A 20,412-nucleotide genomic window follows, 5' to 3' on the forward strand; every position below is an offset into this window, starting at 1 on the left:
TCCGGCCCCGGCGGTGGTCACAGGTTGCGCAGGTAGGGCGCCGGCTTCTGGCCGAGGATGCGCCAGGTGCCGGCGAGCCCGAGGCCGATGGTGACGACGATGGCGAGCAGCGCCGCGACGAGCGCCCCGCCCGGCTCGAAGGTGAACGACAGGCGCATGACGCGCGTCACGATGACATAGGCGCTGATGGTGCCGGCGATGAAGCCGAAGATGGCGGTCGCGATGCCGAGCGCGCCGTATTCGAGGCTGAAGGCGCTGATCAGCCGCGCGCGCGTCGCCCCGAGGGTCTTGAGGACGACGGCATCGTGCAGCCGGGCCTGATGGCCGGCGGCCAGCGCCCCGCCGAGGACGAGCAGGCTCGCCGCAAGCGCCACGGAGCTCGCGGCGCGCACGGCGACGGCGAGCTGGCTGACGACGTCGTTGACGGCATCGAGCGCATCGCGCACGCGCACGCTTGTTACCATCGGGAATTCCTTGGCGAGCGTCCGCATCACCGCGCCTTCGTCGATCCGCTCGCCCGCCCCGTTCGCGGTGAGCGTGGCAAGATGCGTATGCGGCGCGCCGGCGAAGGTGTTGGGCGAGAACACCATGACGAAATTGATGCCGAGCGTGCGCCATTCCACCGTGCGCAGGTTGGCGATCCTGGCCTCGATGTTGCGCCCGAGCACGTTGACGACGAGCCGGTCGCCGACGGCGAGGTCGAGCTCCTGCGCAAGCTCCCGGTCGAAGGAAACGAGCGGCTCGCCCGCGTAATCGGCTGGCCACCATTCGCCTGCGACGACGGTCGAGCCCTCGGGCGGCGTTGCGGCATAGGTGATGCCGCGGTCGCCCTCGAGCACCCACGCGGCTTCCTCCGGCGCCTTGTAGTCGCTCGCCCGGATGCCCTTCAGCGAGACGACGCGGCCGCGCATCATCGGCACCCGGTCCACCGTCCCTTGCGGCGCCTCGCGGGCGAGGAAGGCCTCGAAGCGGTCGGCCTCGCCGTTCTGGATGTCGAGGAAGAAGAAGCTCGGCGCCTGGGCCGGCAGGGCGCGCGTCAATTGTCCGCGGATATTGGCGTCGATCATCGCGAGCGCGACGAGCAGCGTCACGCCGAGGCCGAGCGACAGGACGAGCGAGGGCGTCAGCGCACCCGGCCGGTGAATATTGGCGAGCGCAAGGCGCGGCGCCGTGCGCCGTGGGCGCGGCAGGCGGCGGGCGAGCGCCATGAGGCCGAGCGCGACCAGCCTCAGCAGCAGGAAGGCACCCGCCGCGGCGGCGATGAAGATGAGCGCGACGCGCCGGTCGTAGGCAAAGACGACGGCGACCACCACCAGCGCCGCGACGGCCGCGAGGCTCGCGAGCCGGTAGCGCAAACGCGGCCCCTTCGCGGCGGGGTCGACTTCGTCGCGGAACAGGGCCGAGACCGGCACGTCGTGGGCCCGGCCGAGCGGGCCGAGCGCGAAGGCAAGCGCCGTGAGGAGGCCGTAGAGCGCGGCGACGGCGAGTTCGAGCGGGGCGAGCGCCGGCGTCAGCGGCAGGGGCAGCAGGCTCTTGGCCGCTTGGGCCACGGCGAAGGGCATCGCCGCGCCGATAACGAGCCCGATGGCGATGCCGACCGCGGCGATGATCATGACCTGGGTCAGGTACACGGCCACCACCTGCCCGCCCGGCGCGCCGAGGCTCTTCAGCGTGGCGATGGAATGCAGCTTGCGTTCGACGAAGGCGTTCACCGCATTGGCGACGCCGACCCCGCCGACCATGAGGGCGGTGAGGCCGACGAGGGTGAGGAACTGCGTGAAGCGCTCGATGTTGCGGGCGAACTGCGGCGAGGCGTTGTTGCGCGAGCGGATCTGCCAGCCGGCATCGGGCAGGCGCTGCCGCGCCTCGGCTTCGAGGCGCTCCAGGGCGCGCTCGCCCCCGCTCGCAGCGGGCAACGCCACGCGGTAGGTCCAGCGCACGAGGCTGCCGGGCTGCACGAGGCCGCTCGCCGCGAGCCCCTCCTGCGACATCAGGAGCCGCGGGCCGAAGCCGACGCCGGCCGCGATCTTGTCCGGTTCCGAGACGAGGCGCGCCCGGAGCGCGACGCGGGCGTTGCCGAGGCTGACGACGTCGCCGACCGCAAGGCCGAGGCGATCGAGCAGGACGGGGTCGACGAGAGCCCCATAGGTGCCGTCGCGCGCGGCGAGCAGCTCCGCGACCGGGGCGGCGGGCTCGCTCTCCACCGCGCCGATCATCGGATAGGCCCCGTCGACGGCCTTGACCTCGACGAGGGCGGATTCGCCGTTCGTCGCGATCGCCATGGCGCGCAACGTGGCGATGGCGGAGACGCGCCCCGCAGCGTCGAGGAAGGCGCGCTCCTGCGGGCTCGCCTCGCGCTGCACGAGGCTGAAGGAGAGGTCGCCGCCGAGGATGCGCCGCCCCTCCACGGCAAGGCCCTCGGTCAGGCTGCGCGAAACGGAGGAGACGCCGGCGATGGCTGCGACGCCGAGCGCGATGCAGGCGAGGAACACGCCGAAGCCGCGCACGCCCCCGCGCAGCTCGCGCAGGGCGAGGCGCAGCACGAGCGGCAGGCGTGGGCCGGGGCGGGACGCAGAGGCGCCGACGAAACCGTGCATGGCCGCCCTCATGCGCTCACGGGCGCTTCGTCCGGCACGACGGTGCCGGAGCGCAGCCGCACGACACGGTCGCACTGCTCGGCGAGGCCCATGTCGTGCGTGACGAGGACGAGCGTCGCACCCCTGTCGCGTTTGAGCGCGAAGAGGAGGTCGACGATGCCGCGCCCGGTGCGCTCGTCGAGATTGCCGGTCGGCTCGTCGGCGACGAGGATGGCCGGGTCGGCGACGATGGCGCGGGCGATGGCGACGCGCTGCTGCTCGCCGCCCGACAGCTGGGAGGGATAGTGATGCAGCCGCTCGCCGAGCCCGACGGCCGCAAGCTCCGCCTCGGCCCGGGCGAAGGCGTCGGGCGCATCGGCGAGCTCGAGCGGCAGGGCGACGTTCTCGAGCGCCGTCATGGTCGGCACGAGATGGAAGGACTGGAAGACGATGCCGACGTTGCGGCCGCGGAAGCGGGCGAGCGCGTCCTCGTCGAGCCGGGCGAGATCCTTGCCGGCGACGGTCACGGTGCCGCTGTCCGGCCGCTCGAGCCCGGCCATGGTCATGAGCAGGGTGGACTTGCCGGAGCCCGACGGGCCGACGAGGCCCACGGCCTCGCCGCGCCGCACGCCGAGCGATACGCCCTGGAGGATGTGCACGCGCGCGGCGCCGCGTCCGAGGCTCAAATGGACATCCGCGAGGGAAATGACCATATCGGCAGGTGGCGTCAGATCCGTCGCGCTGTCCATCAATCGATCCGTCGAGGCTGAGGGGTATGAGAACACCCCGTCATATGGGACCTGGTCCGGGATGATCAAACGTCTTCGTCGCGCCCTGCCGCTCGCTCTCCTTCATGTGATGCTGGTCCTTGCCCCGGCCGGCGGCGCGCTCGCCGAGCCGCTGCGCCTCGTCGCCCTCGGCGACAGTCTGACGGCGGGCTATGGCCTGCCGCAGGAGGCGGCCTTCCCCGTCGTCCTCGAGAAGGCCCTGCGCGAGCGGGGCGTGGAGGTCGAGATCGCCAATGCCGGCGTCTCCGGCGATACCGCCTCGAGCGGCCTCGCACGGCTCGACTGGTCGGTGCCGGAGGGGACCGATGCGGTCATCCTGGCGCTCGGTGCCAACGACATGCTGAGGGGTCTGTCGCCGGAGGTGACGCGCAAGGCGCTCGAGGACATCGTCACGCGGCTCAAGGCACGCAACATCCCCGTGATGCTGGTCGGCATGGTGGCCGCGCCGAACCTCGGCGAGGATTACAGGCGCCGCTTCGACGCCATCTATAAGGATATTGCGGCGCGACACGGCCTCGTGTTCTATCCTTTCTTCCTCGAAGAGGTGGCGGCGGATCCCGGCCTCAACCTCCCCGACGGACTGCACCCCAATGCCGAGGGCGTGAAACGCATCGTCGCGCGCATGCTGCCGACGGTCGAGCGTTTCGTGTCCTCCCTGCCTCCCCGCGGCTGACCGGCCGCTTTCTCTTGCAAGGGCCAGACGCGGCGCCATGGCGCCGCACGATGAGGACTGCCTTATGAACTACCGCAAACTCGGCCGCACCGATCTCATGGTCAGCGAATTGTGCCTCGGCACCATGACCTGGGGCGAGCAGAACACCGAGGCCGAAGGCCACGCGCAGATGGACTACGCCCTCGAGCGCGGCATCAACTTCTTCGACACCGCCGAACTCTATCCGATTCCGCCCAAGGCCGAGACGCAGGGCGCCACCGAACGCGTCATCGGCTCCTGGTTCAAGGCGCGCGGCAATCGCGACAAGGTCATCCTCGCCACCAAGGTGGTCGGCCGCACCGACATGGACTGGTTCCGCGACGGCGGCCGCAAGGGCGAGCTCAACCGGGCGCAGATCGAGGAGGCGGTGAACAAGAGCCTCAAGCGGCTCCAGACCGACTACATCGACCTCTACCAGCTGCACTGGCCGGACCGGGCGGTCACCCAGTTCGGCTCCAACCCCACCATCTTCCGCGCCGCCGAGGGGCCGGAGAACCCGATCGACGAGATTCTCGCCGTGCTCGGTGACCTCGTGAAGGCCGGCAAGGTCCGCCACATCGGTCTCTCCAACGAGAGCGCCTGGGGCACGATGACCTTCCTTCATCACGCAACCGTGAAGGGCCTGCCGCGGGTGCAGTCGATCCAGAACGCCTATTCGCTGGTCAACCGCACCTTCGAGGTGGGCCTCGCCGAGATCGCCATGCGCGAGAACGTCGGCCTTCTCGCCTATTCGACGCTCGCCCAGGGCTACCTCACCGGCAAGTACCGCGACGGCGCCCTGCCGCCCGGCAGCCGCAAGCAGCTCTTTGATCGGCTGCAGCGCTACGAGAAGCCCGGCGCGGCCGAGGCGGTCGACGCCTATGTGACGCTGGCTGCAGACCTCGGTCTCGACCCGGCGCAGATGGCGATCGCCTTCGCAACCAGCCGGCCCTTCGTCACCGCGACCATCATCGGCGCGACGACCATGGAGCAGCTGCGCACCGACATCGACGCCCTCGACGTGAAGATCACCGAGGAGGTCGAGGCCCGCATCGACGCCATCCACCAGCGCCAGGGCAATCCCTGCCCCTGAGGCCGCGGCGCCGAAGCAGGCCGAAGGCGGTCCGCCCCGCTCTGGACAGGGGCGGGCGGGCGCGCGATCCTTGGGTGAGGGAGCGATTCGCCAGGGCCGGTGCCGCCTGCGGCATACAAGGCCCAGCGGGAGGGGGAGCCCGGCATCCGTGACGGCTGCCGGTGCCGCGAAGCCTCTGGAACGAAGGAGGATGGCCATGCCTCGTCTGTTCACCGGCCTCGAAATTCCCGCCGACATCGCCGAGGCGCTCGCGCGCCACCGCGGCGGCCTCTACGGCGCGCGCTGGATCGATGTCGAGAACTATCACATCACCCTGCGCTTCGTCGGTGACGTCGACGCCACGACGGCGGCGGACATCTACGATTCCCTCGCCGACATCGACCGTCCGCCGGTGACGGTGACGCTCGACATGCTGGATTCCTTCGGAGGCGGCCGGCCGCGGGCGATCGTCGCGCGCGTGCGGCTCAACTCCGCGCTCACCGAGTTGCAGGCCGACCACGAGCGCTGCGTGCGCCGCGCCGGCCTGCCGCCCGAGCCACGCAAGTTCACGCCGCACGTCACCCTGGCGCGGCTGCGCGATGCTTCGCCGCTCGATGTCGCGGATTACTTTGCCGGGCAGGGCGCCTTCCGGCCGCTGACCTTCACCGCCGACCGCTTCGTGCTGTTCTCCTCGCGCGCCTCGGTCGGCGGCGGCCCCTACATCGTCGAGGCCGCCTACGCGCTATCGCGTCATCCCTACATGTCGGGCCGGCGCCTGGCGGCCGGCGCCTGATCAGGCGAGGCGGTCGAGCCGGGCTGTCAGCGTCACGACGAGGCCGTCCGGCCGCCACGCGCGGGCGAGGGAGCCGCCGAGCTGGCTGCGCACGGTGCTGCGGGCGAGCACGCTGCCGAAGCCTTCGTCCGCCGTGCCGCCGGACGCGGCGGGGCCTCCCTCCTCGCGCCAGACGAGGTGCAGCGTGTCCGCATCCGTGCGCCAGGAGACGATGACGCGCCCTCGGGATGAGGACAGCGCGCCGTATTTGGCGGCGTTGGTGGCGAATTCGTGCAGCAGCAGGGCAAAGCTGGTCAGGCCCCCGCCGCCCAAGGTGATCTCAGGCCCGTCGACGACGATCCGCGGCTCCTCGGGACGGGCGTCGACGAACGGCAAGACGATCGTGTCGATCAGGGCGGCAAGCGTCGCGCTGCGCGCCTCTTCGCGGCCGAGGCCGGCGGCCGGCAGCGTCAGGGTGTGGGCCCGGGCCAGCGCTTCGAGGCGGCGCCGGGCCGTCTCGGCGGTTTCCTGCGGGGTCGTGGCGCCCCGGGCGCTGAGACCGACGATGCCACTCGCCAGCGCGAAGAGGTTCTTGACGCGGTGGTCCATCTCGCGCAGCAGCAGCTCCTGCCGCTCGTGCATCCGCCGCCGCTCGCTGATGTCGCGGAAGCAGTTGACGGCGCCGACCACCGCGCCGGAGTCGTCACGGATCGGTTCGATGTTGACGAGGACGAACAGCGTCTCGCCGTCGGGACGCTCGATGACCACCTCGGCATCGCTCACCGCCTGGCCGGTCCTCAGGGCGTCGGCCATGGGGCAGCAGGCATGCGCGATGGGCGTGCCGTCGGGCGCGCGAAGGGCGAGGGAGCCGCAGAAGCGGTCCTGCGGCGCCGGCTCGCGCCCCCACAGCTCGGCCGCGGAGCGGTTGTGCCGCACGATGAAGCCGTCCCGATCGCAGACATAGATGGCGACCGGCAGCAGATCGATGAAACGTTGCGAGGCCCCGAGCACGTCACTGGCGCTCCCGGGCCGGGAAGCAAGGGTCGCGTTCACGATGGGCCGTACCAACCGCCCGTGCTGCCGTTTCCCGTCATGCCGTCTCCTGCGGTTCGCGCGACCGGTCACCGGAGGGCTAGAATGGCCCCCGGCCGGAACGCGCGCCAACAGAACGCGGCATTGAGGCAGCAATGGGCCGAGGCCGCGCCGGCCTTGCCGCGCGGCCGGCTGCTACTTCGGCGCGAGGCGGATGGCCCCGTCGAGGCGGATGGCCGAGCCGTTGAGCATGTCGTTCTCGATGATGGCGCGCACGAGCGCGGCATATTCCTCCGCCTTGCCCAGCCGGGACGGGAAGGGCACGCTCGCCTCGAGCGCCGTGCGGTAATCCTCGGGGACGGAAGCGAACATCGGCGTCTCGAACAGCCCGGGCATGATCGTCATGACGCGGATGCCGAGCGTCGAAAGGTCGCGCGCCACCGGCAGCGTCATGCCCACCACGCCCGCCTTGGAGGCGGCATAGGCCGCCTGGCCGATCTGCCCGTCGGTCGCCGCGACCGAGGCCGTGCAGACGATCACGCCGCGCCCGCCGTCGGGCGTGACGGGCGCGAGGGCCGCCATATCGGCGGCCGCCTTGGCCGCCACGGTGAACGTGCCGACGAGGTTGATCGCGACGGTGCGGGCGAAGGTCGCGATATCGTGAGCGACGGGCTCGCCGGTGTCGCGCTTCTTCGCCACGGTGCGCTTGCCGGGGGCGATGCCGGCGCAGTTGACGACGATCCGCGCCGGCCCGTGGGCGGCTCTGGCCGCCGCGAGCGCGGCATCGACGGAAGCCTCGTCCGAGACGTCCGTGCGCGCGAAGAGCCCGCCGATATCCTCGGCCACGGCCCGCCCGCGCTCCTCGTTCATGTCGAGGATCGCCACCTTGGCGCCAGCCGCCGCGAGCATGCGCGCCGTGGCCTCGCCGAGGCCGGAGGCCCCGCCGGTGACGATGGCGGCCATCGATGCGTCGAGCTTCATGCCTGCTCCTCCCTCGTGTTCTCTTGCCGGCAAGCTTTGCCGGGATGTGCCAGGGTCCGATGCTCCTTCGGGGTTTAGCGCACCTCGGGCCTGGTGCAAACGCCGTGGGCGGTGCGCCGGTGCCAATGCCGATGGGACGCCGGTCGCGAAACCTTGTGTGGCCGGCCTTGGCAAACCATCTTCTGGCCTTGGTCTTGCGGCACCAGAGCCGATGGTGGGCGATGCGCTGTCGCCCGTGAAGGAGACAGGGAATGGACGAGACGATCGCGCGCCCGCTGACGCGCGAGGAGATGCAGGCCATGCGGCGTGCGGTGCGCGACGAGGAGAGCGTCACGCGCCGCTTCTGGAAGGCGCTGCGCCGTGTCGCCGCGAATACCCCCTTCGCCGAGGACCTCGTCGCCGTCTACTTCTGTGCGACCGACCCGGCGACACCGCGCCGCGTCAAGCTCACCTTGCTCGGCGCGCTCGGCTACTTCATCCTGCCGACCGATGCCGTTCCCGATTTCCTGCCGCTCCTGGGCTTCAGCGACGATATGGCCGTCCTCGCCGCCGCGATCGCCATGGTGGCGGGCGCCATCACCGATGATCACAGGCGCCGCGCGCGGGAAATAATCTCTCAATAAAATTCGATTAACGTTTCGGCTTCATGAACGGCTGCGCACCGGGACCGATGCCTGCCGGCGCGACCATAATTTCGCCCCCTTCCGGACGCCTAGGAGGCGCCGGGCGGGATGTGTTCCACTCGAACGAGGGAGTGTGACGCTCTGATGATTCGAGGATTCTCGGCGCGGCCCGGCGCGGGCCTTTTCATGATCGGCGCGGCTGTCGCCGCTGCCCTCGTCGCGAGCCAGCCGGCGGCGGCGCAGGGCGCGGCCGGCGGCCAGGCGACGCTGCTTGCCACCTATGGCGACTGGGGCGCCTATGCCTCCGGTCAGGGCAACGCGCGCGTGTGCTATGCCATGACCCAGCCCAAGCAGCGCCTGCCGGCCGGCCTCAACCGCGATCCGGCCTATCTCTTCGTGTCGAAGCGGCCGGCCGAGAACGTGCGCAACGAGGTCAGCTTCGTGATGGGCTTCCCCACGCGCGAGAATGTCGACGCCCGTGCGACGGTGGGCGATGCGGCCTTCGCGCTCGTGACGAAGGGTGAGAACGCCTGGGTCAAGGACCCGGCGCAGGAGGGCCAGGTGATCACGTCCCTGCAGCGAGGCGCGAAGCTGGTCATCAACGTTGAATCGCGCCGCGGCAACAAGCTGACCGATGAATATTCGCTCCAGGGCTTCACCCAGGCGCTGAAGCGGGTGAACGACGAGTGCAAGTGAGCGACAAGTGAGCGGCCGCGGCTGACCGGCTGCGATCGATCGTTGCCGGATGCGCGTGGCGCGCCCGGCACGAGGTGACGATGACGGCCCCGGCGTGTTATAGCGCCGGGACTTTCTGTTTTGGACCGGACCCATGCAAGTGCCCTCGCAGGAGGCGGCGCTCCGCGCCCCTTCACAACCGCGCCCCGTGGCGATGCCCGTCAAGCCCTCGCTCGTGGGCATGACGCGCCAGGAGCTGCGCGACAGCCTCGCCGCGCTCGACATCCCCGAGCGCGAGCTGCGCATGCGCGTCGGCCAGCTGTGGCACTGGATCTACCTGCGCGGCGCCCGCGACTTCGACGTCATGACGACCATCGGCAAGGGCCTGCGCGCGCGGCTCGCCGACGCCTATACGCTGGCGCGGCCCGAGGTGGTCACCGAGCAGGTCTCGCGCGACGGCACGCGCAAGTGGCTCATGCGCATGCCCTCGACCGGCCCCTTCGACAAGGGCGCCGAGATCGAGTGCGTCTACATTCCCGAGGTCGATCGCGGCACGCTCTGCGTCTCGAGCCAGGTCGGCTGCACGCTCAACTGCTCCTTCTGCCACACCGGCACGCAGAAGCTCGTCCGCAATCTCACCTCCGCCGAGATCGTCGCCCAGGTGATGGTCGCGCGCGACCGGCTCGGCGACTGGCCGGACGAGAGCCCGCCCGAGGGCGCCTTCGTGCCGAGCGACGGCGGGCGCTTCGTCACCAACATCGTCCTCATGGGCATGGGCGAGCCGCTCTACAACTTCGACAACGTCAAGGCGGCGATGGACGTCGTCTGCGACAACGAGGGCCTCGGCATCGGCCGCCGCCGCATCACGCTGTCGACCTCCGGCGTCGTGCCGATGATCGCCCGCGCCGGCGAGGAGATCGGCTGCATGCTGGCCATCTCCCTGCACGCCGTGCGCGACGACCTGCGCGACGTGCTGGTGCCGCTCAACAAGAAATATCCCATCGCCGAGCTGCTCGAGGCCTGCCGCACCTATCCCGGCGTCTCCAACGCCAAGCGCATCACCTTCGAGTATGTGATGCTGAAGGGCGTCAACGACAGCGAGGCGGACGCCCGCGCCCTCGTGCGCCTGCTCAAGGGCATCCCGGCCAAGATCAACCTCATCCCGTTCAATCCCTGGCCGGGCACCGAATACGAATGCTCGGACTGGGAGACGATCGAGCGCTTCTCGCAGATCGTGTTCGACGCCGGCTATGCGAGCCCCGTGCGCACGCCGCGCGGCCGCGACATCCTGGCGGCCTGCGGCCAGCTCAAGAGCGAGACGGAAAAGCTGAGGGCCCGCGCCCGCATGATGCTCGAATCCGGCATCGGCGCCGAGGGCATGTTCTCCGCCGCCGAATAAAGGCCCCTCATGCGCTTTCTCGCCCGGCTCGCCGTCGTCGCCTTCGCGCTCGGGGCCGCCATCACGGCCGGCTTCATCTTCATGGTCATCGCCGGCCTCGGCGAGCCCGCCATGCACGAGCTCATCGCCGGGCTCGGCTTTGCCGGCTTCTTCGCCCTGTTCGACGCCATCATGAGCGAGGGCGCGCCGGATGCGGCGGCGCTCGCCATCGGCGCCGCGCTGTGGACGATGGCGCTCATGGTGCTCGTCCTGCCGCCGGTGGTCGCGGCGGTCGTCGGCGAGATCGGCGGCTGGCGTTCCTTCGTCTGGTATGGCGGGGCGAGCGGCGCCATCAGCGCCGCCGTGCCGTGGGCGGCCGGCGCCGGCCGGGCCGGCGAGGGCGAATTGCGCATCACCTTGCTTCTGTTTCTCACCGGCACGCTGTCGGGGCTCGTCTATTGGCTCATCGCCGGCCGCACGGCCGGCGTCGAGCGCGGCGAGCCTCCGGCATGAGGCCAGATCATTTCAAGAAGGAGTTCAGTCGATGATCTCGCGCCGATTTGCGCTCGTTGCCGGCCTCGCCGTGATCGTGGCGGCCGCTGCCTGGGTGGCCGTCAGCGCCAACAATGCGCCGCATTACGGCGCGGCGGCGCGCGAGGCCTGGCGCGAGGTGGAGCAGCAGTTCCGTGCCCGCGCCGACATGGTGCCCGAGATCATCGCCATGGTGGAGACGGTCAACACCACCCAGGGGGCTCTCATCGAGCGGCTGCGCGAGGCGCAGGCCGCGGTTCTTGCCCTGCCGCCCCAGCCGGAGGCGCCGACGGATCCCGCACGCTTCCGGACCTTCATGGACACTCAGGACAACCTCTCCCGTGCGCTCGGCAAGGTCATGGACCTCATGAACCTCTATCCCGACCGGCGCTCCAACCCCGAGATCCGGCAGGTGCTCGACGCGCTCGAGACGCGCGAGAACCGCATCGTCGTCGCCCGCAGCGATTTCGTGAGCCTCGCCCGCAACTACAACCTGTCGATCAGCCGCGTGCCCGACCGCTGGGTGGCGCTCGCCTTCCTCGGGCCCCAGCCGCTCATGATCGAGACCTTCGATCGGCCGCGCAACAGCTGACGGCAGGCGTTCTCCCGTCAGCGGCCCTGGGTCGCGAGGATCTTCAGCGCGAAGGCGCCGAAGAGGCCGGCGAAGGCGAAGTCGAGCCCGCGCATGATTCGCAGGCGGCCCTTGAGGGCGTGCACCACCTTGTCCGCCGCCAGGATGAGCAGCACGGCGAGCGGCAGCGAGAAGGCGACGAAGTAGAGGCCGAGGAAGACGAGCTTGGCCGAGGCATGGGGGTCGCTGGCCGCGACGAACTGCGGCAGGAAGGTCACGAAGAACAGCACGATCTTCGGATTGGTGAGATTGACGCCGATGCCGAGGAGGAAGGTGCGCGCGAAGGACGCCGGCGGGCGCGCCCCCGCCTTGACGTTGAGCGCCGAGCCGTTGCGGACGGCATCCACGGCGAGCCACAGCAGGTAGAGCGCACCGACCACCTTGAGGATGGTGAAGGCCGTCGCCGAGGCTGCGAGCAGGGCCGAGACGCCGAGCGCCGCGAGCAACGTGTGCACGCAGCAGCCGGTGAGCGCGCCGAGCATGGCGGCGATGCCCGAGCGCCGCCCTTCGGCCATCGTCTTGGCGAGGAAGAGGCTCATGTCCGGCCCGGGCGTGACGAACAGCACGAAACAGGCCAGCGAATAGGCGATGAGGACGGCGGGATCGGGCAGGAACGTCATGCGAGACCTCGTATGGGCAGCGGCTGCCACTTTTCCACGGCGCGCACCACATGCGGCATGTTTATCAGCATGCGGACAAGACGCTAACCTCCACTTTCGCATGTGGAGGAGATCCATGACGTCATTCCGCACCATCCGGCCGCTCCAGGCGCTTCTTGCCGCCGCTTCCATCGCCGTCGCCGCCCCGCTCGCCCTCGCCCAGCAGCCGGCGGCGACGCCCCCGGCCGGCCAGCCCATCCTCTCCGCCCAGGCGCGGCTGCTGCCGGTCATCGCGCCGAACGGCATGGTCTCCTCGCAGGAGGCCGAGGCGACGCGCGTCGGCGTCGAGGTGTTGCGCAAGGGCGGCAACGCCGTCGACGCGGCGGTCGCGGTCGGCTTCGCGCTCGCCGTGACGCTGCCGCGGGCGGGCAATCTCGGCGGGGGCGGCTTCATGCTGGTGCATCTTGCCGAGCGCAACGAGACCGTCGCCATCGACTATCGCGAAAGCGCGCCCGCCGCCGCGCACCGCGACATGTTCCTCGACGAGAAGGGCGAGCCGGACCCGAAGAAGTCACGCGATTCGGGCCTCGCCGTCGGCGTGCCGGGCACTGTTCTCGGCCTTGCCCATGCGCTCGAGAAATACGGCTCGGGCAAGTTCACCCTCGCCGATCTCGTCGCCCCGGCCGAGCGGCTGGCGCGCGAGGGCATCGCGGTCGAGGACGACCTCGCTGATTCGCTGCCGCAGGCCGCGGCCCGTCTCGGCCGTGATCCGGCGACGGCCGCCATCTTCCTGAAGGACGGCCGGCCCTTTCACCGCGGCGAACGCCTGGTGCAGACCGATCTCGCCGACACGCTCGCCGCCATCGCCAGGGGAGGGCCGGATGCCTTCTACCGCGGCCCCGTGGCCGAGAAGATCGCCGCCTCCGTCAAGACGGCGGGCGGCGTCATGACGGTGGAGGATCTTGCCCGCTATCGAGTCATCGAGCGCAAGCCCGTGCGCGGCACCTATCGCGGCCACGAGGTGGTGTCGATGCCGCCGCCGAGCTCGGGCGGCGTGCATCTCGTCCAGATCCTCAACGTCCTCGAGGGCTTCGATCTTGCCGCCATGGGCGCCGGCAGCGCCGACGCGCTGCACGTCATGGCCGAGGCGATGAAGCCGGCCTATGCCGACCGGGCGGCCTGGCTCGGCGATCCCGACCGCGTCGACGTGCCGGTCCGGGGCCTCACGTCGAAGCTCTATGCCGACAGCCTGCGCGTCGCGCTCGACAAGGACCGCGCCCGCCGCGCCGAGGAGGTCAAGGCCGGGGATCCCCTGCCGCACGAAAGCGACCAGACGACGCATTTCTCGGTGGTCGACAAGGACGGCAATGCGGTCGCCAACACCTATACCCTCAACTTCTCCTACGGCGCCGCCTTTGTCGCCGCCGGCACCGGCGTGCTGATGAACAACGAGATGGACGATTTCGCCGCCAAGGTCGGGGCGCTCAACGCCTACGGCCTCGTCGGCGGCGAGACCAACAGCGTCGCCCCGGGCGCGCGCCCGCTCTCCTCGATGACGCCCACCTTCCTGTTCAAGGACGGCAAGCTCGTGCTCGTCACCGGCAGCCCCGGCGGCAGCCGCATCATCACCACGGTGCTGCAGGTCATCGTCAACGTGGTCGACTTCGGCATGAACCTCGCCGAGGCGGTGGTCGCCCCGCGCATCCACCACCAGTGGCAGCCCGACCGGCTGCTGGCCGAGGGCGGTCTGTCTCCCGACACGCTGAAGATCCTGACCGCGCGCGGCCAGAAGATCACCGTCGGCGCCACCTCGGGCTCGGCGAATTCGATCATGGTGACGCCGGAGGGGCTCGCCGGCGCGTCCGACACGCGCCAGCGCGGTACGCTCGCCGCCGGCTACTGACAAGAGGCCCGGGCTTACAATCCCGGGCTTTTGGCGGCGCCGAGGATCGGCCCCGGCGCCTTGCCGGTGCCGCGCTGCAGGATGAGCACGTAGCCGTCGCATCCGTCCGGGCGGGCGATGTCCTGCGGCAGCATGAAGGTGGCCTCGCGGCCATACCACTTGCCCACCTTCATGATGCCGCGCACCACGTTGGTATAGATCACCTGCCGGCCGGTGTTCTCGCCACGGCCGATCTTCACGCGCTCGCGGCGCTTCACCGGCATCAGCCACAGCACGCCCTTCGGCGGGCCCTTCTTCGCCTCGCCCTCGTCCGTGGCGGCGACGTCGGCCGGGCCAACATCCTCATCCCCTTCGGGCGCCGCTGCGACGGAGACGTGTACCGTCGTCTCGTCTGACGAGATCGTGAGCGGTACGCTCATGGCGCCGGCCTCCTTCTCGGCGGCGAGCGCCGCCTCGACCGCCTTGCGGTCCGAGCCGATGGCGTGGCGCTGTCCGTCGATGACCATCTGCGGGGTGTAGACCTGCCGGTCGCCCCGCTGTTCGGCATAGCCGCGCTGGCGGGCGGTGTAGGAGGCGCTCGCGAGCGTGTCCTTCCAGCCGAGATAGTCCCAGTAGTCCACCGGCAGCGTCAGGGCGACGAGCCCCGTTTTGTCCGCGAGCTCGCCGAGCAGCGCGTCGGCCGGCGGGCAGGAGGAGCAGCCCTGGCTGGTGAACAGCTCGACCACGCCGCGGACCGCCTGCTCCGCCTGGGCGCGATGCCCGGTGGCGGCGGCGAGAACCATGGTTGCGAGGACGAGGCTGGCGGCCCAGCGCTTCATGAAGACCGATCCCTTTTCAGAAGGGTCACAATGAAGCGCAAGCCGTGCCGTTGCGAAAGTCACTTTGCCTTGATCGTGGGCGACGCCCGGCCTCATCGCCCCGGAACCCGCCAGCGCCGGTGCATCCACAGCCATTGCTCCGGGTGCTCCCGCACCCAGCCTTCGACCACTGCCGTCATGGCGGCCATGGCGCCCTCGACGTCGATCTCGCCGTCCGCGTCGCGCGGCAGGTCGATGGGCGGTGTCAGCTCCAGGCGAAAGCGCAGGCCGGGGAGGCGGATCACCCGCACGCCATGCACCGGACAGTCGAAGCGCCTGGCGAACTTGGCGAGGATCGGGTTGGTCTTGGCCGGGCGGCCGAAGAAGGGCACCGTGACGCCGCGGGTGAAGTGCTGGTCGATCAGCATGCCGAGATGGCCGCCGCGCTCCAGCACGCTCTGCATGGCGAAGGCTGCGCCCTGCCGCGCCGCCTCGAGCCCGCCCATGGTGCCGCTGCGCACCTCGTGCACCACGCGGGCGACGGCCGGCGTGTTGGGGGCGCGGAAGACGGCCGTGGCGTCGAGCCCGTAGCGGGCGGCGCAGATGGCCGGCAGTTCCCAGTTGGCGAGATGGGCGGAGAAGATGATGCCCGGCTTGCCGTCGTCGCGCAGGGCCTCGAAATGCTCGATGCCCTTAACCTCCACCCGCGCGTCCGCCTTCGGATTGAAGTGGTCGTAGTCGAAGAGCACGTCGAGATGGGCATATTCGGCGCCGGTGCGGCCAAGGTTTTCCCACGCGCCGCGCACGATGGCGCGAATCTCGGCCTCGCTCCTGTCCGGAAAGGCCGCGCGCGCATTGGCGAGGCCGACGCGGTGGACAGGCAGCAGGGGGCCGATGGTGCGGGCGACGGCTCCGCCGAGATTGCTCGCCCGCTCAGGGCCGAGGAGGCGCAGGAAGCCGAAGACGGTCCGCACGAGGCCGACCATCACGACCTCGGCGACCGCAAGCCCGGCCCGCTCGAGCGCGGAAGCCGGCCTCACGCGCACGCCCCTTCGCGGGCCGGCCGCCGGGTCGATGCCATGCGCCGCACCTTCGGCCGCATCGTCAGAAGCGCACCAGGATCTTGCCGAAGACCTTGCGGCTCTCGAGCCGCTCCAGCCCTTGCGCGAAATCCTCGAGCGGGAACACGGTGTCGATCACCGGCGTGAGGCCCGACGCCATCTTGTCGAGCGATTCGCTGATGTTGCGCATCGAGCAGCCGAAGGATCCGAAGATGCGGTACTGCTGCTGGAAGAGCTGCATCAGGTTCATGGTCGTCGATACGCCCGAGGTTGAGCCGCAGGTGACGAGCCGGCCGCCGCGCTTGAGGCAGAGCAGCGAGCCGTTCCACGTGTCGGCGCCCACATGCTCGAAGACGACGTCGACGCCCTTGCGCTTGGTGAGGCGCCTGACCTCGCCCTCGAAACGCTCGTTGCGGTAGTTGATGACGTAATCGGCGCCGAGCGCCTTCGCCTTCTCGCCCTTCTCGTCGTCGCCGACGGTGGTGTAGACCGTGCAGCCGATGGCCTTCGCCATCTTGATGGCGGCGGTGCCGATGCCCGAGCCGCCGGCGTGCACCAGCACGCTCTCGCCCGGCTCCAGCCGCGCATTGTCGAACAGCATGTGCTGCACGGTGCCGAAGGCGATCGGCGCGCAGGCCGCCTCCTCGAAGGAGACGCCGTCCGGCACCTTCACCACGAGCCGCTGCGGCATGTTGACGAAATCGCAGGCGAAACCGTCGATGTGGAAGCCCATGATGCCGCCGACGTTCTCGCACAGGTTGTCGCGGCCCTCGACGCAGGCCCGGCAGGTGCCGCAGGTGCGCGCGCCGTACATGACGACCTTGTCGCCGACGTCGACATGCGTCACGTCCTCGCCGATGGCGACGACCGCGCCGGCGGCCTCCGCGCCGACGACGAGCGGCATCTTGCGCTTGGCGAAGGCCATGCCGCGGAAGCCCCACACGTCGATGTGGTTGAGCCCGACGGCATGGACGCGGATCTGCACCTCGCCGGGGCCGGGATGGGGCGGGTTCTCCACCTCCTCCAGCCTCAGGTCGCGGTCGCCGTGGAGCCTTAATGCGCGCATGAGCCTCGCCGTCTCTTCGAAATTCTGGTCTGGGGCGTGCCGCCTCAGCGGTGCACGCCGATCTGTGCGGTGAGCCCGCCGTCGATCGGCAGGACCGTACCCGTGATATAGCCCGCCGGCTCCGAGAAAAGGAAGGCGACGAGGCCGGCGACCTCTTCCGGCCGGGCGAAGCGGCCGGTCGGGATCTGCTTTTCCATATTGGCGCGATAGGCGGCGTAGGGCGCCATCATATCCGTGTCGATGAAGCCCGGCGCCACGTAGTTGACGGTGACGCCGCGCTTGGCCGTCTCCACGGCGAGCGTGCGGATGTAGCTGAGGAGCGCACCCTTGGAGGCGGCATAGGCGGCATTGCCCGGGTTGCCCTGCAGGGCCGCCACGGAGCCGATGACGACGATGCGCCCGGCCCGCGCACGCAGCATGGTGCGCATCAGGCTCTTGGCGATCTGGGTCAGCGACCAGAAATTGACCTGCATCGCCGCTTCCGCCTTGTCCTGCGCCATCATGGCCGCGAGCGCGTCGTAGGACTGGCCGGCATTGTGAACGAGGCCGAAATAAGCCGTCTCCTCGACGGCCGCGCAGAAGGCGTCGAGCGCCGCTCGGTCGGCCAGGTCGAGCGCGAGCGTCCGCACCGAGCGGCCGGGATGGGCCTGTTCGAGCTCCGCGGCGAGGGCCTCGGCCGCCTCGGCCGAGGCCCGGTAGGTGAAATCGACGTCGAAGCCCTGCGCCACGAGCGCGCGCACGATGGCCCCGCCGACGCCCTTGGCGCCGCCGGTGACGAGGACGCGCCTTGCGGTTTCGCCGCTCATGCCGGTTCCGCCGCGAAGACGAGGCAGGTGTTCTGCCCGCCGAAGCCGAAGGAGTTGGAGAGCACGCGGCCGACCCTTGCGTCCCGCGCCACGTTCGGCACCACGTCGAGCGGGATCGTCGGGTCGGGCACCTTGTAGTTGATGGTGGGCGGAATGCGCCCCTCGCCGATGGTCAGGAGCGAGAACACCGCCTCGATGGCGCCGGCCGCCGTCAGCGTGTGGCCGATCATCGACTTGTTGGAGGAGATCGGCACCTCGCGCATGCGCTCGCCCATGACGGCGAGGCAGCCCGCGGACTCCATCTTGTCGTTCTCCGGCGTCGAGGTGCCGTGCGCGTTGATGTAGTCGATGTCGTCGGGCGTCAGCCCCGCATCCGCGATGGCCTCGCGCATGGCGGCGATGGCGGGCGCCCCGTCCGGGCTCGAGCGCGTGCGGTGGAAGCCGTCGCCCTTCTCGCCGCAGCCGAGGACGAAGCCGAGGATCTTCGCCCCGCGCGCGAGCGCGTGGTCATAGTCCTCCAGCACCAGCGCCGCCGCGCCTTCGCCCATGACGAAGCCGTCGCGGTTCTTGGAGAAGGGCTTGGCCGCCTCCTCCGGCGGGTCGTTCTGGGTCGACAGTGCCGAGAGCAGCGAGAAGCGGATGAGCGATTCCGGGTTCACCGAGCCGTCGGTGCCGATGGCGAGCGCCGCCGAGACCTCGCCGCGGCGGATCGCCTCGACGCCGAGCTGGATGGCGGTGGCGCCCGACGAGCAGGCGGTCGACAGCGAGACGGGCGAGCCCTTGGTGCCGAAGCGGTCCTGGATGCGGGCCGCCACCGTGCCGAAGAGGAACAGCTCGTGCCAGGCCTTGAAGCGGCCGGTCTGGGCGCCGGCGAGCAGCGTGCCGTAGTCGGCCTCGCCGTTGCGCCTGCCGGCTTCGGCGAGTGCCTCGCGCTGCGGCCATTCCATCTCGACCGGCGGCACGGCCATGAACAGCGCCCCCGGAAAGTCGCCCGGGTGGCCGATGCCGGCCTGGCCCACGGCCTCGCTCGCCGCGCGCAGGGCGAACTGCTCCGAAAGGGCAGGGGCGCAGAACGGCTCGGCGGCGACGAAATCGACCGTGCCGGCGATGGTCGTGCGCAGGTTGTCGGTGGCGAAGCGGCTGATGCGGTGGATGCCGGACCGCCCGGCCGTCAGCGCCGCCCAGTTGTCGGCCTTGCCCTCGCCGAGCGAGGTGACGACGCCCATGCCCGTCACGACGACGAGGGGGCGCCCATGCTTGTCCCTGTGTGGCGTGGCCATTCCTGCCTCCGCTCAGATGCGCTCGACGAGGGCGAGGCCCTCGCCGCGGGCATGTCCGATGCTGGTCACCGCCGCCTGCCGCGCGTCGCCGCGCTTGACGAGGGCCGCTGCCAGCGCCACGCCGGCGGGGAACTGCGGCTCCAGCATGTTGCCGAAGAGATCGCCGGTGGCGATGCGCCGCGCGCCGTCGGTGCGCCGGTCGAGCACCGCCTTCTCTTCCGCCGTGATGCCGGCGACGCCGGTGGCGCCCGAGACGACGAGGCCGCTCGCAGCATCGAAGCCGCCGGCCTTTTCGAACAGGCCGTCGAGCGCCTCGCCCGCCGCGCCGGGTGCACGGCGCACCTGGTCGGCGCCGACATGCGCCAGCCGGGCGATCGGCGTCGCGCCGCGCGCCTCGGCATGGTCGCGCGCCTCGAGCACGAGGAAGGCGGCGCCGCTGCCGGGAATGAAGCCGCCACCCTTCGCCTCGCGCTCCCACACGCCGGCGAAGCTGTCCTTCCACAGGAGGCCGGCCATCTCGTAGACGAGCAGCACGTCCGGCCGCTCGGCATTGTAGGAGCCGCCGACGAGGAAGATGTCGCCCTGGTCCGCGGCGATGCGCGCCTGGGCGATGCGTAGCGCGTCGACGCCGGCCTGCTCCTCGCCCATGAAGGTGCGCGTCGCGCCGGTCACCCCGTGCACGATGGAGATGTTGCCGGCGAGCAGGTTCGACAGCTGGGCGAGAAAGAGCGTCGGCCTCAGGTCGCCCATCAGCCGCTCGTTGAGGAAGGCGCCGGGGTCGGCCGCCTGCGGCAGGCCGGTGAGCACCTGGCTGTCCACCTGATAGTCGCGCTCGCCGCCGCCGGCTGCGCAGATGAGGTGGAGATGGCCGAGGAGCGCCTTGTCCTCCTTGATGCCGGCGTCGTCGAGGGCGAGCCCCGCCGCATAGACGCCGAGCTTCTGCCAGGCCTCCATCTGCCGCTGGTCGGACTTCTTCGGAATCTGCCGCTCCCATTCGAGCGGCACGACCGGATGCACCAGATGCGGCTTGAAGCGCTCGGCCTCGACGGTCCCCGGGCGGCCGGCATCGACGGCGGCGAGATGCGCCTCGATGCCTTCGCCGAGATTGGAGACGATGCCGATGCCGGTGATGAAGACCTCGCGCGTCATG

20 protein-coding genes are annotated in these 20,412 nt (G+C 70.5%); 9 read left to right on the forward strand and 11 right to left on the reverse strand.

Going from position 1 to position 20,412, the window contains the following annotated elements:
• Positions 1-17 precede the first annotated feature (17 nt).
• Both GGR16_RS20710 and GGR16_RS20715 read right to left on the reverse strand, forming a co-directional pair.
• The gene (locus GGR16_RS20710) at positions 18-2,597 is read right to left on the reverse strand and encodes an ABC transporter permease (protein WP_183317882.1); all 2,580 of its coding nucleotides are present in this window, start codon (positions 2,595-2,597) and stop codon (positions 18-20) included.
• A gap of 8 nt (positions 2,598-2,605) precedes the next feature.
• Positions 2,606-3,325 carry an ABC transporter ATP-binding protein gene (locus GGR16_RS20715; protein WP_019400843.1) on the reverse strand — a complete coding sequence of 240 codons (720 nt, stop codon included), beginning with the start codon at positions 3,323-3,325 and terminating at the stop codon, positions 2,606-2,608.
• Positions 3,326-3,386: 61 nt separating this feature from the next.
• On the opposite strand from GGR16_RS20715, the gene GGR16_RS20720 reads away from it, so the two are divergent.
• From GGR16_RS20720 to thpR, 3 genes are all read left to right on the forward strand, one after another.
• Positions 3,387-4,037, forward strand: coding sequence for an arylesterase (locus GGR16_RS20720; protein WP_019400844.1), 651 nt, complete (start codon positions 3,387-3,389; stop codon positions 4,035-4,037).
• 64 nt (positions 4,038-4,101) lie between these two features.
• Positions 4,102-5,148, forward strand: a complete 1,047-nt coding sequence (locus GGR16_RS20725) for an aldo/keto reductase (RefSeq protein WP_019400845.1) — start codon at positions 4,102-4,104, stop codon at positions 5,146-5,148.
• Between the two features lie 196 nt (positions 5,149-5,344).
• Positions 5,345-5,920 carry an RNA 2',3'-cyclic phosphodiesterase gene (gene thpR / locus GGR16_RS20730; RefSeq protein WP_026014895.1) on the forward strand — a complete coding sequence of 192 codons (576 nt, stop codon included), beginning with the start codon at positions 5,345-5,347 and terminating at the stop codon, positions 5,918-5,920.
• Here the strand turns inward: thpR and GGR16_RS20735 are convergent, their stop codons facing one another.
• Both GGR16_RS20735 and GGR16_RS20740 read right to left on the reverse strand, forming a co-directional pair.
• On the reverse strand, positions 5,921-6,910 hold the full coding sequence (locus tag GGR16_RS20735; protein WP_343059880.1) for an HWE histidine kinase domain-containing protein: 990 nt from the start codon (positions 6,908-6,910) through the stop codon (positions 5,921-5,923). It abuts the gene before it with no gap.
• Positions 6,911-7,126: 216 nt separating this feature from the next.
• On the reverse strand, positions 7,127-7,912 hold the full coding sequence (locus GGR16_RS20740; protein ID WP_183317884.1) for an SDR family NAD(P)-dependent oxidoreductase: 786 nt from the start codon (positions 7,910-7,912) through the stop codon (positions 7,127-7,129).
• Positions 7,913-8,163: 251 nt separating this feature from the next.
• Between GGR16_RS20740 and GGR16_RS20745 the strand changes: the two genes are divergently transcribed.
• From GGR16_RS20745 to GGR16_RS20765, 5 genes are all read left to right on the forward strand, one after another.
• A complete protein-coding gene (locus GGR16_RS20745) occupies positions 8,164-8,535 on the forward strand; it encodes a YkvA family protein (protein WP_425486590.1) in 372 nt (123 codons plus the stop codon).
• Between the two features lie 144 nt (positions 8,536-8,679).
• Entirely contained in the window at positions 8,680-9,231 is a 552-nt protein-coding gene (locus GGR16_RS20750) for an invasion associated locus B family protein (RefSeq protein ID WP_156332723.1), read from the forward strand.
• A 193-nt stretch (positions 9,232-9,424) separates the two neighbouring features.
• Positions 9,425-10,609, forward strand: a complete 1,185-nt coding sequence (gene rlmN / locus GGR16_RS20755; RefSeq protein ID WP_425486592.1) for a dual-specificity RNA methyltransferase RlmN — start codon at positions 9,425-9,427, stop codon at positions 10,607-10,609.
• Positions 10,610-10,618: 9 nt separating this feature from the next.
• A complete protein-coding gene (locus GGR16_RS20760) occupies positions 10,619-11,101 on the forward strand; it encodes a hypothetical protein (protein WP_183317886.1) in 483 nt (160 codons plus the stop codon).
• Between the two features lie 31 nt (positions 11,102-11,132).
• Positions 11,133-11,711: a LemA family protein gene (locus GGR16_RS20765; protein WP_183317888.1), complete on the forward strand. Its 579-nt coding sequence runs from the start codon at positions 11,133-11,135 to the stop codon at positions 11,709-11,711.
• A gap of 17 nt (positions 11,712-11,728) precedes the next feature.
• Here GGR16_RS20765 and GGR16_RS20770 read toward each other — a convergent pair whose 3' ends face one another.
• The gene (locus GGR16_RS20770; RefSeq protein ID WP_183317890.1) at positions 11,729-12,370 is read right to left on the reverse strand and encodes a LysE family translocator; all 642 of its coding nucleotides are present in this window, start codon (positions 12,368-12,370) and stop codon (positions 11,729-11,731) included.
• A gap of 115 nt (positions 12,371-12,485) precedes the next feature.
• On the opposite strand from GGR16_RS20770, the gene ggt reads away from it, so the two are divergent.
• The gene (ggt, locus tag GGR16_RS20775) at positions 12,486-14,252 is read left to right on the forward strand and encodes a gamma-glutamyltransferase (RefSeq protein ID WP_183317892.1); all 1,767 of its coding nucleotides are present in this window, start codon (positions 12,486-12,488) and stop codon (positions 14,250-14,252) included.
• Positions 14,253-14,266: 14 nt separating this feature from the next.
• Here the strand turns inward: ggt and GGR16_RS20780 are convergent, their stop codons facing one another.
• The 6 genes from GGR16_RS20780 to GGR16_RS20805 all read right to left on the reverse strand — a co-directional run bounded on the left by GGR16_RS20780 (position 14,267) and on the right by GGR16_RS20805 (position 20,411).
• On the reverse strand, positions 14,267-15,070 hold the full coding sequence (locus tag GGR16_RS20780; RefSeq protein WP_183317894.1) for a DUF1223 domain-containing protein: 804 nt from the start codon (positions 15,068-15,070) through the stop codon (positions 14,267-14,269).
• Positions 15,071-15,162: 92 nt separating this feature from the next.
• On the reverse strand, positions 15,163-16,095 hold the full coding sequence (locus GGR16_RS20785) for a lipid A biosynthesis lauroyl acyltransferase (protein WP_183317896.1): 933 nt from the start codon (positions 16,093-16,095) through the stop codon (positions 15,163-15,165).
• A 58-nt stretch (positions 16,096-16,153) separates the two neighbouring features.
• Positions 16,154-17,176, reverse strand: coding sequence for a zinc-binding dehydrogenase (locus tag GGR16_RS20790; RefSeq protein ID WP_026014898.1), 1,023 nt, complete (start codon positions 17,174-17,176; stop codon positions 16,154-16,156).
• Positions 17,177-17,220: 44 nt separating this feature from the next.
• Complete coding sequence (locus GGR16_RS20795) at positions 17,221-17,982, reverse strand: SDR family oxidoreductase (protein ID WP_183317898.1); 762 nt, start codon at positions 17,980-17,982, stop codon at positions 17,221-17,223.
• Positions 17,979-19,262 carry a beta-ketoacyl-ACP synthase gene (locus tag GGR16_RS20800; RefSeq protein WP_019400861.1) on the reverse strand — a complete coding sequence of 428 codons (1,284 nt, stop codon included), beginning with the start codon at positions 19,260-19,262 and terminating at the stop codon, positions 17,979-17,981. The genes GGR16_RS20795 and GGR16_RS20800 overlap by 4 nt, the downstream gene beginning before the upstream one ends.
• A gap of 12 nt (positions 19,263-19,274) precedes the next feature.
• Positions 19,275-20,411 carry a beta-ketoacyl-ACP synthase gene (locus GGR16_RS20805; RefSeq protein WP_019400862.1) on the reverse strand — a complete coding sequence of 379 codons (1,137 nt, stop codon included), beginning with the start codon at positions 20,409-20,411 and terminating at the stop codon, positions 19,275-19,277.
• Position 20,412: the final 1 nt, after the last annotated feature.

The organism is Chelatococcus caeni, assembly GCF_014196925.1.
Classification (GTDB): Bacteria; Pseudomonadota; Alphaproteobacteria; order Rhizobiales; family Beijerinckiaceae; genus Chelatococcus_A; species Chelatococcus_A caeni.

Bases quoted from the DNA above. Each gene is read 5' to 3' on its own strand.
- GGR16_RS20710 (WP_183317882.1), bottom strand. From the start codon at position 2,597: ATGCACGGTTTCGTCGGCGCCTCTGCGTCCCGCCCCGGCCCACGCCTG.
- GGR16_RS20715 (WP_019400843.1), bottom strand. From the start codon at position 3,325: ATGGACAGCGCGACGGATCTGACGCCACCTGCCGATATGGTCATTTCC.
- GGR16_RS20720 (WP_019400844.1), top strand. From the start codon at position 3,387: ATGATCAAACGTCTTCGTCGCGCCCTGCCGCTCGCTCTCCTTCATGTG.
- GGR16_RS20725 (WP_019400845.1), top strand. From the start codon at position 4,102: ATGAACTACCGCAAACTCGGCCGCACCGATCTCATGGTCAGCGAATTG.
- thpR (WP_026014895.1), top strand. From the start codon at position 5,345: ATGCCTCGTCTGTTCACCGGCCTCGAAATTCCCGCCGACATCGCCGAG.
- GGR16_RS20740 (WP_183317884.1), bottom strand. From the start codon at position 7,912: ATGAAGCTCGACGCATCGATGGCCGCCATCGTCACCGGCGGGGCCTCC.
- GGR16_RS20745 (WP_425486590.1), top strand. From the start codon at position 8,164: ATGGACGAGACGATCGCGCGCCCGCTGACGCGCGAGGAGATGCAGGCC.
- GGR16_RS20750 (WP_156332723.1), top strand. From the start codon at position 8,680: ATGATTCGAGGATTCTCGGCGCGGCCCGGCGCGGGCCTTTTCATGATC.
- rlmN (WP_425486592.1), top strand. From the start codon at position 9,425: ATGCCCGTCAAGCCCTCGCTCGTGGGCATGACGCGCCAGGAGCTGCGC.
- GGR16_RS20760 (WP_183317886.1), top strand. From the start codon at position 10,619: ATGCGCTTTCTCGCCCGGCTCGCCGTCGTCGCCTTCGCGCTCGGGGCC.
- GGR16_RS20765 (WP_183317888.1), top strand. From the start codon at position 11,133: ATGATCTCGCGCCGATTTGCGCTCGTTGCCGGCCTCGCCGTGATCGTG.
- GGR16_RS20770 (WP_183317890.1), bottom strand. From the start codon at position 12,370: ATGACGTTCCTGCCCGATCCCGCCGTCCTCATCGCCTATTCGCTGGCC.
- ggt (WP_183317892.1), top strand. From the start codon at position 12,486: ATGACGTCATTCCGCACCATCCGGCCGCTCCAGGCGCTTCTTGCCGCC.
- GGR16_RS20780 (WP_183317894.1), bottom strand. From the start codon at position 15,070: ATGAAGCGCTGGGCCGCCAGCCTCGTCCTCGCAACCATGGTTCTCGCC.
- GGR16_RS20790 (WP_026014898.1), bottom strand. From the start codon at position 17,176: ATGCGCGCATTAAGGCTCCACGGCGACCGCGACCTGAGGCTGGAGGAG.
- GGR16_RS20795 (WP_183317898.1), bottom strand. From the start codon at position 17,982: ATGAGCGGCGAAACCGCAAGGCGCGTCCTCGTCACCGGCGGCGCCAAG.
- GGR16_RS20800 (WP_019400861.1), bottom strand. From the start codon at position 19,262: ATGGCCACGCCACACAGGGACAAGCATGGGCGCCCCCTCGTCGTCGTG.
- GGR16_RS20805 (WP_019400862.1), bottom strand. From the start codon at position 20,411: ATGACGCGCGAGGTCTTCATCACCGGCATCGGCATCGTCTCCAATCTC.